Genomic DNA, 15404 nt, shown 5'->3' on the forward strand with positions numbered 1-15404 from the left:
ATGTAAACCTGTTTGCGACTTTAGATTTCTCGCTTCGCAAGAAATGACAGGCATAAATTGCATTTGTGAAATCGTCTCACTGATTAGTCCTACTTGGACGGCTACGAATACGCGCTGCCGTACAGCGCATTAAACAGCAGTTTATATGTGCCACGTGCTTGCGCTCTGAATTGGGGCCTGAAGCCGAATAGCACAACTTCGCCTTCACCGAGCGGTATGCTTGCGAGTGCGGTCCTGTTGTACAGATTCTCGGGTCCCACCAGCATGCCGCTGAACAGAGGATTGCGCATCGGGAACTTCGCCACCACCCTGCCGCGCCGAATATCGAATGCGGGTCCGTCGTAGAACATCACCGCCGAAAGGCTGGGCATCCCGTAAGAAAGCGGATGCCCAGCGTCCAGCAGCACGGCGAGCAGACTACCCGGGCAGTAGAAGTCGGCGCGCTTCAGATCTGCCAGCACATTGCGCACGGGCAATTCAAGATGGCGTATCGCATACCGCGCCGAGCCGTCCCATGTTACCAGCGTGCCGCCCTGTTCTACGAATTCGCGCAGGTTATCCGCGCCTTGCTCACCAATGCCGCCGGAGTATTTGGGATGGTAGTACGACTTTCTATGTCCCCAGTGGATATGCCGCACGAGCTGGTGTGGTAAAACGATAGCGTCAAACTGCTCGCGCAGATTGCCTTCGTGCGTCTCTTCATTCAGCAGCGAGTGGTAGTCGAAGCCGTATTCGTCCAGCACATAGCGCGTCCAACCCTCTTCCACCGACGCGACGTAGCTCTTGTACACGGCAATGCGCGGCTTCGACAACTTGTGGTAAGCGACATCGGGTATGCTTTCGACCGCGCGTATAGAGTTGGCGGACGGCTCTTGCAAAGTGTCGGACACAACGCCGTTCAACGATTGCGCGTTTTCCACTATGAATGCACCTCGCGCGTATGACACGCCTTCGATGGCGAACGGCTCGCGCGCGCGCCGCACATTCCCGCCTGACCGCAGCAGGTTGTTCACCAACCGCGCGCTCGCGTTCGATTCGGGCGATATAATCCAAGCGGCGTGCTTCTTCAAACCGCCATTACCGCGACGACGCACGCTATTTTCCGACAGCGTGGCGGGCATTGATGGCTCGCTCTCTTCGAGCAGCCTTAGCGGGGCGGAAAATCTGCCTCTGATGGTGTACGAGTTAACGCCCATTAGCATCGGCATGCAGTGTGCCGTAACATCGTAGGGCACCTTGAAGGGACCACCGGGATGCGTTCGCACTTCCGGATATTTGTGCTGTTCCAAGAGCGTCTTCGCGAAACCCCAGTACGGCTGCCCGTTCAGGATGACGCGAGAGCCGGCTGCAAACGGCTGCCCGTCCGCGTTGAATGCCTGCGTCGCTTCGTGGACTTCGACCATACCGGTGCGCAGCGCGTCCAGCATTTCGGCGGCGGCGGAATGGTCGTGCTGCTGCGTGGGAATGATGAACGCGCGCGGCAATGTGTGCTTCTTGATGGCATTCTTCGCCACCTGATAGAAGTTTCGCAACAGCGTCTCGCGCAGCCGGGCGGAATGCGTTAGGCACGACTTCGCGGCAATCAGGTTATATTCCACGATGTCGCTCAAACGCCAAATGCCACCCTTCCATGGCAGCGGATGGTTCCAAGTAATCTCCGTCGGCGTCTCGCCCCTGTCGGTTTGCAGATTGCGCTCCGGCACATTCACCGGCGTAGCGATGCGCGCACCCGCAGCCTCAGTCAGCATCCGCACGCCGCCGTGATACTGCTGGTACGACCTGTTGGGGCTGTACGCATCGTACACGACATTCATCGACACGCCCGCCTTGCCCTGCGCAGTCAGGTCTGCCGCCATCGCCGCGCCGAGCATCGCGCTCTCCGCGTTCAGGATTGCGTCCACATTCGGCCCCATCGGGTTTACGAACGGCGGCACCATCATGCGTACGCCGGTAGAGCGCGTCTGGTGCATGTCCAGCACAACATGCGGACGCCACGCGTTGAAGCAGTGGTCGACTAGCAGACGAGTTTCCTGCTGCGTGAACATGAACCAGTCGCGATTGTTGTCATGTCCGGTGTAGTGCTGGTACAGGAACGGCGGCATAACGCCCTCATAGGATTCGCCGAGCGTGCTCTCGTACCATTGTTTCACATCGATGAGCCCGTCCGGATTCGTGCAGGGCAGCAGCAGTAGAATCACATTGTCCAGGACCGCCCGCGCGTCTTCCCTTTCGTCGGTCGCCAGCCAGTGCGCCAAAAGCATGGACATCTGCGTCGCGCCGACTTCCGTCGCGTGTATGCCGCAAGTGATGGCGATGACTGCCTTGCCCTGCCGTATTAGCGCGTCTGCTTGGTCGTCTCCTGATATGGCGCGCGCATCCGCCAACCTCGCCTGCGCGCGCTTGTGGTCGTCCAAGTTCGACAGATTCTCCGGGGATGATATGACTGTCAATAGGAATGGGTTGTCTTTCGTGCTTCTTCCAATCTCAACCGTCTGCACGCGCTCGGACATCTCACCGAGCATCTCGAAGTATTCAGCGATTTCCTGCCAACCGGCGAGTTTCCTATCCGCGCCAACCTCGAATCCTAAATGTTCCGCAGGAGTGGGTATCGATTGCTCTCTATCGGCTGCCATATAGTAGTCCCGTTTGAAATACGTTGTTGTAAGATATTCTGGAATCGAATCACACGGTGATTCGGTAAACAATACATTATGTCATAGTTGGGTCATATTCGGTCATTTTTGTTTAGGCGGGGAGACGATTTCACAAATCCCTAATGTTGCCATTCCGCATTACTTTCATGTCATTCCGAACGCAGTGAGGAATCTGGAATCGTTGCATCCAAACCTGTTTCCGACTCTAGTTTTCTCGCTTTGCTCGAAATAACAGGTATAAATGGCATCCGTGAATTCGTCTTTCAGGCAGAACCAGATAGTAGGATACATCAAAGGAGTTGGAAAATTGTCTCAAAAGCGATACTGGCTAATGAAATCAGAACCCGGCGCGTACTCGTTCAGCGACCTGATGGGCGAGGAAGACAGCACGGCTGAGTGGGACGGCGTGCGCAATTATCAGGCGCGGAACATGATGCGCGACGATATGAAAGTCGGCGATAGCGTCATCTTCTACCACTCGAACGCCAAGCCGCCCGGCGCGGTAGGCACGGCAGTCGTAGTGCGAGAGGGTTACCCCGACCACACGGCTTGGGATTCTGAATCGGAGCATCCCGATCCGAGAAGCACGCCGGACAATCCCGTCTGGTACATGGTGGACATAAAGGCGGTCGCAGAGTTCGAGCGGTTTGTCCCTCTACGCGAGATCAAGGCGACGCCGGGCTTAGAAGAGATGCCGCTGGTCAAGAACTCACGCCTATCCGTGCAGCCGGTCACCAAGCAGCAATGGGACATTATTCTGGCATTGGGCGCGCAGGAATAGCGGTTGCAGTCGTTGTAACTGATAGCAGATTCAGGCCGTGCATGTTTGCGCTACCGTTGACGACCCTGCCGAACTTGCCCATTCCCGCTTGCCTACTGGCCCGATTGCCTACTGGAAATATGCGTCTGCATGGAATAGCATGCGCCGTTGGCAAGAATCGCTTGTTGACATTCAGTCGCGGTAATGTGAATATCCCATTGCGCATGGCGCGCCGCTTTGCGCCAAGCGACAGCCTAGGGACACGAAAGGTCGCCCGTCAATGCAGCATCCGCACGGCACACCAGAACAACACGAACATACACCTGACCCCGATGTCGCCAATCATGACGACCACGGACATGGACACGGACATCACCCGCAGGGAATACGCGGTAGAGGCGGATTCATCATCTCCGGCTTGACGGGCGGGCATGGCGTCTTCCACTGGTTCACGCAGAGCCTGATTGTCCTTTTGCCCGAGATACGCGAAGCTTTTGCGCTGAGCGGTGGCGCGGTAGGCGGCATCTCGACGGTGCGAGAGCTTGTGTCGGGGTTAGTAACGCTGCCCGGCGGCATCATCGCGGATGCGCTGCGCAAGTATTGGGGGCTGGTTCTCGCGCTGTGCATGGCATTCTTCGGCATTGGTTGGCTGATAATCGGTCTCGCGCCCAGCTATGTAATCTTGCTCGTTGGCATGGGCGTAGTCGCGCTGGCAGCGTCCATCTGGCACCTGCCGGCTATGGCGTCCTTGTCGCATCACTTTTCGCACCGCAGAGGCACGGCGCTGTCGTTCCATGGCGTTGGCGGGCAAGTCGGTGATGTCATTGCGCCGCCGGTTACCGTGCTGCTGCTCGGTATCTTGACATGGCAGCAAATTATCAGCATCTACGCAGCCGTTCCCATCTTCCTAGCTTTCCTTGTCTATTGGGCATTCAAGAACATCGGCAGGACAGGCGAAGAAGATACGGCAAGTCGTGGCGATCAGTGGGAAACATCAAAACGCATTCTACTCAATCCAATTTTGTGGATTGTCGCATTCGTTGGTGGCATACGAGGAATGGCGTTCATCGGGCTAATCACATTCTTTCCATTGTTCTTGGATGACATCGGGTTGTCTCCTGTATCCAGGGGCTTTCATTTTGGCGCGCTACTCGCGGTTGGAATAGTGGCGACACCGATTGTCGGATACCTTTCGGATAAGCTTGGCAGAAAGATTGTCCTCGTTCCCGGTCTGATATTGCTTGCCGTGATGGCGTATTTCCTTGGGCGAGCGGAGCCGGGCATACTACTCATCGCCATAGTATTGCTGATGGGCACTTTCCTGTACGGCGACCAGCCTATCCTGACGGCTCTGGCGCTCGACGTCGTGGGCGACGAAGTACCTACGACAGTGCTGGGAATTCTGTCGCTGGAGCGTTTCGTGCTCAGCGCGGCATCGCCTTTAATCGCCGGTTGGCTCTACGACAACGGCTTCACATTCGGCGGCATAGAACTCGGCGGGCCGGAAGCGACCTTCACCTATGTCGCTGCGCTGTTCTTGATTGGCGCGGTGATATTGCTGGTAACGCCACTGCCGCGTCCGGCGCGCTCGCCGGGGCATCATTGATCGCCGTGATTACCACAAAATGGCTGAACTTGCCCTAGCCTATTTCGCAGGCAGAGGCCTGTGTGCCCAGCGTTGTATTGCAGTATAATACGCCGTGCGAAATACGCGCCGCAGAGCGCTGACGCACTGCATCAAGACAGAGCAATTTTGACGGAGAAGTTGATGAACTATTCTATTACCGTGCTGCCGGGAGACGGCATCGGACCTGAGGTCGTGGCGGAAGCGGTCAAGGTGATGAACGCTGTCGGCAATCGCTTCGGGCATACTTTCGATACGGGCTACGGCAGGGTCGGCGGCAATGCTATCGACGATTTCGGCACGCCCCTGCCGGACGAGACGGTCGAGATGTGCGGCGAGACGGACGGCATATTGTTCGGCGCGGTCGGCGGACCTAAGTGGGACGACCCGCGCGCGCCCACACGCCCCGAGGACGGCATACTGGCAATTCGCAAAAGCCTTGGGCTGTTCGCCAACCTGCGCCCGGTCAAGGTCTATCCGCAGCTGATAAACTCTAGCCCGATAAAATCGCACCTGCTTGAAGGCGTGGACATGATTATCGTGCGCGAGTTGACGGGCGGGCTGTATTTCGCAAAGCCTAAGAAGCGCTGGGACACCTCGCGGGGACGGCGCGGCGTGGACACGCTGAAGTACACTGAGCAGGAAATCGCGCGCATCGTTCGCGTGGGCTTCGAGTTGGCGCAAGGCCGCCGTAAGCGCCTGACATCGGTGGACAAGGCGAATGTGCTCGAAACCGGCAGGCTTTGGCGCGAAATCGCCACCGAGATCGGCGAGGAATACCCCGATGTCGAGCTTGAGCATGTTCTCGTTGACGCGGCATCGATGCAGCTCATTAACAATCCGGCGCACTTCGATGTCATCGTGGCGGAGAATACATTCGGCGACATTCTGACAGACGAAGCGTCCGTGCTTGCGGGATCGATGGGTATGCTGCCGTCTGCGAGCCTATCCGGGCTGCCAAATCCGAGCGGTCGCGGCAAGCGCCCGGTCAGCCTGTACGAGCCGATTCACGGCAGCGCGCCGGACATCGCCGGTCAGGGCATCGCGAATCCCATCGGCACCATCCTGAGCATGGCGTCGATGCTACGCTACTCGCTGGGACTCGACGACGAGGCGGACGCCGTAGAGCAGTCTGTCGAGGGCGTCCTAGCGGAGGGCTACCGCACGCCAGACATTGCCGGAGATGGCGGCGAAGTTTGCCGCACAACCGACATGGGCGATGTTATCGCGGGACGGGTATAGTCGATTATAGACATTAAGACTTGCAAGTGTCTGTAATTCAGACGGATACGTTACCGGCTGCCGAATAGCGTGTGTGTTGGTATTCATGCTCGTCATTCCCGGACAGGCGGGAATCCACGCGGCTGATGGGCACCCATTTTTTGCAACACCAGCACATATTGAGAACGCCGAATAGCGAACCCCATAAAACCTAAAGCCAGTGTATAGTGGTAGTTGATTCAATCGGTTATATTGCCGGCTGGCGGCATAGTTCGCGGACTGCGGAGGCGGCGCAATGACTACGACACAGCACTACGACGCCATCGTCATAGGGCTGGGCGGCATGGGCAGCGCAACGCTGTATCAACTCGCGCAGCGGGGCAAACGCGCGTTGGGCATCGAACAGTTCGGCATCGCGCACGACCAAGGCTCGTCGCACGGCGTAACGCGCATCATCCGGCTGGCGTACCACGAGCATCCGTCGTATGTGCCGCTGATGCGCCGCGCCTACGAACTCTGGCACGACCTCGAAACCACAGCGGACGAACAGATTTTGCACATCACAGGCTCGATAGACGCCGGTCCGCCGGACGGATCGAACTTCAACGGCTCACTGCTGTCCTGCGAAGAGCACGACCTGCCGCACGATGTGCTGACAAGCGCCGAGCTTACCAAGCGTTTCCCAGCCTACCGCCTGCCGTCCGACACGATGGCGGTGTATCAAGGCGATGGCGGTTTTCTGCTGCCGGAGCGGTGCATATCGCTGTTCGTGGAGCGCGCGCAGGCTTTGGGCGCCGCCGTCCATACGGGCGAGCGAACATTGGAGTGGCAGCCAATCACGAACGGCGTGCGCGTGCGAACGGACCGCGGCGAGTACGGAGCCGAAACGCTTGTCATCTGCGCCGGCGCATGGGCGTACAAACTGCTTCCCGGCATAAGCGCGGCGGCAGTCCCGGAACGGCAGGCGCTGGCATGGTTCAATACGCTGCAACCTGAGCTGTACACGCCCGACTCGTTCCCTGTCTTCAATCTAGTCGTGGACGAAGGGCAGTTCTACGGCTTCCCGGAGTTCGGCATTCCCGGCTTCAAGCTCGGCAAATATCACCACTTCTTCGAGGATGTTGATCCGGACACAATCGACCGCGAGCCAAACGCCGCTGACGAAGCAGTGCTGCGAGACTTCACCGAGAAGTACTTCCCCGCAGCCGCCGGTGCGACATCATCGATGAAGGTGTGCATGTTCACCAACAGCCCTGACGAACACTTCATCATCGACCGCCTGCCCGACGCGCCGCAGGTCTCAGTTGCGGCGGGATTCTCCGGGCACGGGTTCAAGTTCTCCAGCGTCGTAGGCGAGATTATGGCAGACTTAGCCCTGGACGGCGCGACAAAACACGACATTGGGATGTTCAAGCTGGCGCGGTTCGACTGACGAATTGGCGCGGTATTCTTGGCATCATACACACCATACGATTGAATGGCGAGTTTACATCAATGCAGTTAGCACTTCACTGATACGCCTAATTTGCCGTCTTCATGCCAGCGAATCGCCCTAGGCGATACGGCGATAGCACGGCATCAACAACCGCGCCGTCGCATATTTCTAGCATCGCGAGTTGGCTTAGCAGTGGCGCCAGTGTTACGCCACTGTGTGTTAGGGCGATGTACAGATTTGGCGCTTCTCGTGTGAAGCCCATTATTGGGTAGCCGTCTAGCGGCATTGGTCGCCAGCCGACCGGGACGGGCACCGCCGTTGAGCCGTTGAGCGCGGGCAGGAACCGACGCGCGCGGTCTAGCAAATCATCTGCGTGCGCTTGGCTGTCGTCTTCTGCTAAGCTTTCCTGATTGCCCTCTCCTATCATCATCCTGCCGTCGGCGCACTGCCGGATGTGAATCTCTTGCCGCCCGTCTGCCGATGAGGGCGCATAGATGACCGGCACACTTTCCAGCACACGCGGCAGCGGATTCGTGCGAATTACCACACCCGGACTCCGATATTGCGGCACATGCACGCTTGCCATCGCGGCGAGCGGTGTAACATCAGTGCCGGCAGCCAGCGCTACGGTGTCACATTCGATTGTGCCGGATGTCGTTTCGACCGCCTTTACCTTGCCATCGTGCGACTGGCTCAACCCGACGACTTCCGTGTTCGTGAGGACTGTCCCACCAAGCTCAGACAACCGGCGCACACATGCATCGACGACCATTTGCGGCTCGACCTGAGCTTCGTTCTCGCTATATTCTGCGGCGGCGGCACTGTCCACCGCGAGCGCCGGCTCAAGCTCTCGCAACTCCGCCGCGTTGATGAGACGCGACGGGTATCCCCACGCCTGCATTTGCCTTACTTCAGATTCGAGCCGCTCCGCCTCATTCGGCTCGGTCACCCACGACACCTTGCCGCCCCAGCGCAGCCCCACGCTCGCGCTGTCTCCGTCGTCCGCAATCTTCGCGGCGAACTGCTCCCACATATCCATTGAGCGGCGGTTTAGGTTGTGGTAGTCAAGCGGCGCCTTCAGGCCGGCATTAATCCATGCAAAGCTGTGGCTGGACGCACCGCTGCCGGGCAACGCCTTGTCGATGAGCGTGACGGCGAATCCGCGTGCAGCTATCCGATAGGCGATGCTCGCGCCTACGATGCCCGCGCCTACGACTACCACACGCGAACTGCCATTGCGCGAGTTTGGCATAAGTATGACTCCTGTTTGCCAATGCCTGTTTGGTGATTATGTTTGCGAAATTGATGCCATTCAAATTATTTTTGACCACTCTAAATTTGGTCTGCGCGGCGACTTGGAATATAATGTCGCCGTGCGTAACAACGATACCATACATTGAACTGAACAGGAGACGGCGAAATGAGCGACACGACTTTGACATTTGCGCTTGGCAATTACGGGCATACGACGCCGCTTAAGGACGGCAGCGTAACATCGAGCAGGTTCGGCATGGAACACAAAGAAATCACGCCTGTGCCGATGATATTCCGGCGGATGGTGCGCGCGCTGGAGTTCGATGTCGCGGAGATGGCACTCGCGACATACCTGTGCTCACGCGCGCACGGCAAGCGACTCACCGCGCTACCTATATTCCTGACGCACGACTTCTATCACGGCGGCATACTGGTCAACAGGAACTCAGGCATCAGCGCGCCGAAGGACCTTGAAGGGCGCAGAGTCGGCGTCCGCAGCTATACTCTGACGCCGGGCGTATGGACGCGCTCGATACTGCAGCACGAACACGGCGTGGACTTAGACGCCGTAACATGGGTGCTGTCGGGCGATGAGCATGTCGAAGAGTTCGTCGAGCCATCGAATGTGGAGTCGTCGGCAAACAGCGATCTCGCCGACATGCTGATTTCAGGCGAAGTGGATGCTACGATAGGCGCAGGTCCAATTGATTCGGACGATGTAATGCCGATGTTCCCCGACGCCCCGCGGTTGGACGCCGCGTGGCACGAGAAGACCGGCTTGTACCCCATCAGCCACCTGCTCGTCGTGAAGGACGACCTGCTAGACGGCATGGACAAGATCGCGCACGAACTCTACGGCATGTTCAGCGAGGCGAAGGCGCCGTATGTGGAGCGCCTGCAATCCGGCGAGGCGTCCGGACCGGGGGATCAGAGCTTCCTTGCGCGAGCCGAAATCGTGGACGGCGACCCTATCCCCTACGGCTACGAAAGCGCCCGCCACACGCTCGAAACATTCATAGCGCACAACGTTGAACAAGGCGTAATTCCCACCGTCGTGGACTCGGAGACGCTGTTCCCCGCGGATACGCTGAAGCTGGCGTAGTTGGCGGGTCGGACGGAGGTCACGGAGGCGTTCCAAGGATTGTGGGCTCAGTGGTCGTCTGACATTCGTCATTGTGAAAGTGTGTGGCAGAGCAATCCCCGTCCGGTATTAAGGGCCTCCGCGAATTGCTACCCAGAGCCGGATAGACAGGCAGGCGGCCGCCCCAAGCAGGAGTCAGCCGCCGACACTGCCGGCAACGCACTGACGGACAACTTCTGTCAAGTGCGTCAGATCACTTTGAAGCTCGCGGACGCGCTTCTAATGCGAGAGCACATCCACCTACCCTTTACGCTACCGCGCCACCACATTCACCAACTTGCCGGGCACATATATCACACGAGCTACTGATTTACCTTCGATGTGCGGCGCAACCCTACCGCTTTGCAAAGCGGCTGTTTCGGCTGCTTCTTGGGTGATGGACACAGGAACTTCCAGTTTGTCGCGGACGCGGCCGTTTACCTGCACTACCAGCGTGAATACCTCGTCGGCGGCTAGTTCTTCGTCCCATTCGGGCCAGGTATTGGCGTGGACGCTTCCTTTGTGTCCCGTAATTTCCCAGAGCTCCTCGGATACATGCGGCGCCATCGGGGACATCAATGTGAGCAGGTTGCTGACCGCCTCAGCCCAGTGCTCGGAGTGGATGCCCTTGTCTTCCCAGTGCTGGTTTAGCCCGTTCGTGTACTCCATCAAGCCTGCGAGCGCCGTGTTGAACTTGAAGCGGTCGAGGTCTTCGCCTACACGCTGAATTGTCTTGTGCATCAGGCGCTGCACATCGCGCACGGCGTCATCGTCGCGCGGGAAGTCGTCGAGCTGTCTCCCGTCGCGCGTGGCGACATCCCAGACACGGTTGATCCAGCGCGCCATGCCGTTGATGCCGGAATCGCTCCAGCTGCCGCCCTGATCCCACGGTCCGAGGAACATCAGGAAGCAGCGCACCACATCCGCGCCGAATGTGTCCACATATTCGTCCGGCGCGATGACATTCCCGCGCGACTTGCTCATTTTCTCGTGGTCGGAACCGAGTATGACGCCCTGGTTGTACAGCCGGTCAAACGGCTCGTCCATGTCCAGCATACCCAGATCGCGCAACGCCTTCACGAAGAAACGCGCGTAGAGCAGGTGCATCACTGCGTGTTCCGCGCCGCCGGTGTATTGGTCAACGGCACCCCACTGCGCCAGCTTGTCCGGGTCGAACGCTGCCTTCTCGTACTTGGCGTCGGTGAAGCGCAGGAAGTACCACGACGAGTCCACGAAGGTGTCCATCGTGTCGGTCTCGCGCTTGGCTGCCCTACCGCAGATTGGGCACTTGGTGTTCAAGAAGCCCTTGTTCAGCGCCAACGGCGACTCGCCTGTCGGGCGAAACTCGGCGTCTTCCGGCAGCAGCACGGGCAAGTCTTCCTCAGGCACCGGCACATCGCCGCAGACTTCGCAATAAACGACAGGAATCGGCGTACCCCAGTAACGCTGGCGCGAGATGAGCCAGTCGCGCACGCGGTATTGCACCGTTCGCTTGCCCCAGCCGTTCGCCTCGATGTGCTCGGCGATACGCTCTTTGCCTTCTGCGCTGCTCAGCCCGTCGAATTGCGCGGAGTTGACCTGCGTGCCGACCGCGACATACGCCTCCTCAAGGTCATTGCCGTCCCAATCGGGCGGAGCGACAACAACACGAATCGGCAGTCCATACTTCTGCGCGAAAATGAAATCGCGGTCATCGTGCGCAGGCACGCCCATCACGATGCCCGTGCCGTATGTCAGCAGAACATAGTCGCCGACAAGTATCGGCACGCGCTCGCCGTTCAGCCTGTTGACGCAGTATGCGCCTGTGAATACGCCGGTCTTTTCCTTTTCGGTGGACAGCCGTTCAATCTCGGTCTGTACGCGCGCCTGCTCGACATACGACTCGACCTCCGCCTTTCGCTCCGGCGTGGTCAACTTCTCGACCAGCGGGTGTTCCGGCGCGAGCACTACGAATGTTACGCCATACACGGTGTCGATACGTGTGGTGAAGGTCGTCATCGTCGTTTCTTCCAAGCCATACTCGGATATGTCGAACTCGATGTCCACACCCTCACTGCGGCCTATCCAGTTGTCCTGCATCCGATTAATCTTGGCAGGCCAGTCTATCTTCGAGTGGTCGAGCAGCTCTTCGGCGTAGTCGGTAATCTTGAAGAACCATTGATTAAGGTCCCGATGCGTAACCGTCGAATCGCAGCGCTCGCACAGCCCGTTGACCACCTGCTCGTTCGCAAGGACGGTCTGGCAGCGCGGGCACCAATTCACCGGCGCGTCTGCGCGATACGCCAGCCCGTTCTTGTAGAACTGCAAGAAGAACCACTGATTCCACTTGTAGTATTCGGGCGCGCAGGTTACGACTTCCCTATCCCAGTCGTAGATGGCACCCATGCTACGCAGCTGCCGGCGCATGTTCTCCATGTTCTCGGTCGTCCATCGGAACGGGTGAATACCGCGCTGTATGGCGGCGTTCTCGGCGTTCAAGCCGAATGCGTCAAACCCCATGGGATGCAGCACATTGTAACCCTGCATGCGGCGAAAGCGTGCGTGCGCATCAGACGGGCTCATTGCGTACCAGTGCCCGATATGCAGGTCGCCTGACGGATAGGGATACATCGTCAGCTCGTACCACTTCGGGCGTAGGTCGTCGTCCTTTACCGTGTGCGCGCCATCTTCAACCCATCGCTGCTGCCATTTGGCATCAATAGCACTGTGATCGAATCTCTGCTCCACCGTCCTGACAACTGCCATCTGCTTGTCCTCCAGTAGGTTCAAATCAGAAATGCACAAAAAAACCGTCCCCAATCAAGGGACGGGTCCTTCGCATGGAAGATACCGCGGTACCACCCTTGTTCCCCAATACACGAACACACGCGTGCATCGGGGCACTCGATAGCTATAACGGGCATACCCGTCCAATCCTACTAAGCGAGACGCGAGTTTTTGCGCGATTTCAGATTGGACGCTCCGGGGCGAGTTCACGGCATAGCTGCGTGGCGAGATTCCACCATCCTCGCCTCTCTGCGTGCCCTATGCGACGCTACTACTCCCCTTCAACGCTTTACATATCTGTATTAAAATAACCTAACATCGGGCGCAATTGGCGTCAAGATTTATTGCCTAGTACGAGGAAGAGGGGACTTGCTAGTGGGAGTATTCCAAGTCGAGCTGGAAATCGGAGACTAGCAAGGGGAACGCTATGAGAAAGTCGATGCGCTCGTGGACTCCGGTGCAACTTACACGATGTTGCCGAGTTCTCTTCTAAGAGGACTCGGAGTCGAACCGATAGAAATCAGGAATTTCATACTGGCGGACAATAGGCGCATACAGAGAGGATTCGGCGTGGCAAATGTCAAAATTGACGGCAGGGAAATCCCATCCCCTGTTGTATTCGCAGACGACAATTCTGTGCCACTACTCGGAGCTGTGACCCTGGAAATATTCGCGCTGGGCATCAATCCCGTGCGTAGCCGTCTGATTGATGTTATTAGTCTCGACTAGACTTGTGCGCCAATGAATGGTGAAAATCGTTATCCGTCCAAAGACACCCGCCGCATCGCCATACTCGGCACCACGGGTTCGGGAAAGACGACACTGGCGCTGCAGCTGTCGAAGATGCTGGGAATACCTGCCGTCGAGCTGGACGCCATACGGCACGGTCCGAACTGGACAGAAACGCCGGACGACGAATTCAGGCGTCGGATTGCCGGTTCGCTGCGTGGCGATCACTGGATTGTGGACGGCAATTACACGGTGGCGCGCGACATCATTTGGCCACGCGCTACAACGCTCATATGGCTCGATTATTCATTCCCGCTGGTGTTCTGGCGCTTATTCCGGCGCACGATGATACGCGGCATTATGCGCACCAGGCTCTGGAACGACAACACGGAGGACCTATGGCGGCACTTCCTGACGAAGGATTCGCTGTTCCTGTGGGCAATTCAGACGCACTGGAAACGGCGTAAATCACTCGCCGACACACTGACATCGGAGGATTACCGGCAGATCGAAGTGCTGCGATTCAAATCTGTGAAGGAAACGCGCAGGTGGCTTGAAAGTATCAGCGCCGAAATGTAGTGTATGATAGCCGGTATCGCTTCCCCGCAACTTAATGCTGCGATACTTCCCTGCCATATTGACGCGGCCCCTTGATACGGGAATCCAGGAAGTGGTTGAAGTGGATGCGTCCACTGGTGCCGCAGCGCTTCAGCCTGAACGAATACCACTAGAACAGCAATTTGAGAAATAGAAACTTGAGAGGTCAGAATGCCCGAGTATAGGATTTCAGTCATCCGTGGCGATGGCATCGGCGTGGATGTAATCGAAGAGGGCATCAAGGTTCTGAATGCCGTCGGCGAGCAGTACGGCATCGACTGGAACTTCATCGAACACCCCTGGAATGTGGACTACTACATTGAGCACGGCAGGATGATGCCCACCGACGGGCTAGACCAAATGGCTGAGTCGGACGCGATATATCTTGGCGCGGTGGGTCGCCCCGACGTTCAAGATCACATCACCCTGAACGGTCTGCTGCTGCCAATCCGCCGCACCTTCGACCAGTATGTGTGCGAGCGCCCAAGCGTACTATATCCCGGCATCACATCGCCGCTGCGAGACGCGAAGCCCTACGAAATCGACATGCTCGTCATACGCGAGAATACCGAAGGCGAATACGCCGAAGTTGGGGGTTTCCAGTATGCCGGATTCGATGAGGAAATCGGCATACAGTCGGGCGTGTTCACGCGGCGCGGCTGCGAGCGCATTATCGCCTACGCCTTCGAGCAAGCGCGCAAGCGCAACAAGGCGAAGCACGTAACATCAATCACCAAGTCCAACGCGCTCGGCTACGGCATGCTCGTGTGGGACAGGGCGTTCGAGCGCGTGGCGGAGCGATATCCTGATGTGGAGACGCTTTCGCTGCTGATAGACGCCGCGTGCATGGACTTTGTGCGCCGCCCGGAAAGTTTCGACGTTGTCGTGGGCAGCAACCTGTTCGGCGACATCCTAACCGACATCGGCGCGATAATCACGGGCAGCATGGGATTGGCGCCAAGCGGCAACATCGACCCGGAGCGCCGTTTCCCCTCGATGTTCGAGCCGGTACACGGCAGCGCCCCGGACATTGCTGGGCAGGGCATAGCGAATCCGATGGCGGCGGTTCTGTCCGGCTCTATGATGCTGCGTCATCTTGGGCACGAAGACGCCGCGGATGTTGTGGACAAGGCGGTGTTCTTCATCATTGAGCAGGGTGAGCTGCTGACGCCTGACCTTGGCGGCACATCGTCCACATCACAGGTCGGCGACGCCATCGTCAACGCACTGGGCAAGGGCTAGAC

Annotated in this window: 11 protein-coding genes and 1 other annotated feature; of the genes, 8 read left to right on the forward strand and 3 right to left on the reverse strand. The window is 58.1% G+C overall.

Going from position 1 to position 15404, the window contains the following annotated elements; genetic code table 11:
- Positions 1-101: 101 nt before the first annotated feature.
- On the reverse strand, positions 102-2633 hold the full coding sequence (locus tag F4X57_01100; protein ID MYC05773.1) for a hypothetical protein: 2532 nt from the start codon (positions 2631-2633) through the stop codon (positions 102-104).
- Between the two features lie 352 nt (positions 2634-2985).
- On the opposite strand from F4X57_01100, the gene F4X57_01105 reads away from it, so the two are divergent.
- From F4X57_01105 to solA, 4 genes are all read left to right on the forward strand, one after another.
- The gene (locus F4X57_01105) at positions 2986-3435 is read left to right on the forward strand and encodes an EVE domain-containing protein (GenBank protein ID MYC05774.1); all 450 of its coding nucleotides are present in this window, start codon (positions 2986-2988) and stop codon (positions 3433-3435) included.
- A gap of 259 nt (positions 3436-3694) precedes the next feature.
- A complete protein-coding gene (locus tag F4X57_01110; protein MYC05775.1) occupies positions 3695-5020 on the forward strand; it encodes an MFS transporter in 1326 nt (441 codons plus the stop codon).
- A 162-nt stretch (positions 5021-5182) separates the two neighbouring features.
- Entirely contained in the window at positions 5183-6280 is a 1098-nt protein-coding gene (gene leuB, locus F4X57_01115) for a 3-isopropylmalate dehydrogenase (GenBank protein ID MYC05776.1), read from the forward strand.
- A gap of 274 nt (positions 6281-6554) precedes the next feature.
- Complete coding sequence (gene solA / locus F4X57_01120; protein ID MYC05777.1) at positions 6555-7691, forward strand: N-methyl-L-tryptophan oxidase; 1137 nt, start codon at positions 6555-6557, stop codon at positions 7689-7691.
- Between the two features lie 88 nt (positions 7692-7779).
- On the opposite strand, the gene F4X57_01125 is transcribed toward solA, so the two are convergent.
- Entirely contained in the window at positions 7780-8946 is a 1167-nt protein-coding gene (locus F4X57_01125; GenBank protein MYC05778.1) for an FAD-binding oxidoreductase, read from the reverse strand.
- Between the two features lie 168 nt (positions 8947-9114).
- Here F4X57_01125 and F4X57_01130 point away from each other — a divergent pair, with 168 nt between their 5' ends.
- Entirely contained in the window at positions 9115-10050 is a 936-nt protein-coding gene (locus F4X57_01130) for an ABC transporter substrate-binding protein (GenBank protein MYC05779.1), read from the forward strand.
- A 291-nt stretch (positions 10051-10341) separates the two neighbouring features.
- Here the strand turns inward: F4X57_01130 and F4X57_01135 are convergent, their stop codons facing one another.
- Complete coding sequence (locus F4X57_01135) at positions 10342-12813, reverse strand: leucine--tRNA ligase (protein ID MYC05780.1); 2472 nt, start codon at positions 12811-12813, stop codon at positions 10342-10344.
- 54 nt (positions 12814-12867) lie between these two features.
- Positions 12868-13128: a binding site (T-box leader), on the reverse strand.
- A gap of 177 nt (positions 13129-13305) precedes the next feature.
- Between F4X57_01135 and F4X57_01140 the strand changes: the two genes are divergently transcribed.
- The 3 genes from F4X57_01140 (at position 13306) to F4X57_01150 (ending at position 15402) form a co-directional block, all read left to right on the forward strand.
- A complete protein-coding gene (locus tag F4X57_01140; GenBank protein MYC05781.1) occupies positions 13306-13563 on the forward strand; it encodes a hypothetical protein in 258 nt (85 codons plus the stop codon).
- Positions 13564-13575: 12 nt separating this feature from the next.
- Positions 13576-14142, forward strand: coding sequence for an adenylate kinase (locus F4X57_01145; GenBank protein MYC05782.1), 567 nt, complete (start codon positions 13576-13578; stop codon positions 14140-14142).
- A 189-nt stretch (positions 14143-14331) separates the two neighbouring features.
- Positions 14332-15402 carry a tartrate dehydrogenase gene (locus F4X57_01150; GenBank protein MYC05783.1) on the forward strand — a complete coding sequence of 357 codons (1071 nt, stop codon included), beginning with the start codon at positions 14332-14334 and terminating at the stop codon, positions 15400-15402.
- Positions 15403-15404 lie beyond the last annotated feature (2 nt).

Source organism: Chloroflexota bacterium (assembly GCA_009840355.1).
Lineage (GTDB): Bacteria > Chloroflexota > Dehalococcoidia > Lucifugimonadales > JADFKI01 > Bin90.

What these genes read in the sequence shown, in the direction of transcription:
- F4X57_01100 (MYC05773.1), bottom strand. Translation starts at nt 2,633, where the DNA reads ATGGCAGCCGATAGAGAGCAATCGATACCCACTCCTGCGGAACATTTA.
- F4X57_01105 (MYC05774.1), top strand. Translation starts at nt 2,986, where the DNA reads ATGAAATCAGAACCCGGCGCGTACTCGTTCAGCGACCTGATGGGCGAG.
- F4X57_01110 (MYC05775.1), top strand. Translation starts at nt 3,695, where the DNA reads ATGCAGCATCCGCACGGCACACCAGAACAACACGAACATACACCTGAC.
- leuB (MYC05776.1), top strand. Translation starts at nt 5,183, where the DNA reads ATGAACTATTCTATTACCGTGCTGCCGGGAGACGGCATCGGACCTGAG.
- solA (MYC05777.1), top strand. Translation starts at nt 6,555, where the DNA reads ATGACTACGACACAGCACTACGACGCCATCGTCATAGGGCTGGGCGGC.
- F4X57_01125 (MYC05778.1), bottom strand. Translation starts at nt 8,946, where the DNA reads ATGCCAAACTCGCGCAATGGCAGTTCGCGTGTGGTAGTCGTAGGCGCG.
- F4X57_01130 (MYC05779.1), top strand. Translation starts at nt 9,115, where the DNA reads ATGAGCGACACGACTTTGACATTTGCGCTTGGCAATTACGGGCATACG.
- F4X57_01135 (MYC05780.1), bottom strand. Translation starts at nt 12,813, where the DNA reads ATGGCAGTTGTCAGGACGGTGGAGCAGAGATTCGATCACAGTGCTATT.
- F4X57_01140 (MYC05781.1), top strand. Translation starts at nt 13,306, where the DNA reads ATGTTGCCGAGTTCTCTTCTAAGAGGACTCGGAGTCGAACCGATAGAA.
- F4X57_01145 (MYC05782.1), top strand. Translation starts at nt 13,576, where the DNA reads ATGAATGGTGAAAATCGTTATCCGTCCAAAGACACCCGCCGCATCGCC.
- F4X57_01150 (MYC05783.1), top strand. Translation starts at nt 14,332, where the DNA reads ATGCCCGAGTATAGGATTTCAGTCATCCGTGGCGATGGCATCGGCGTG.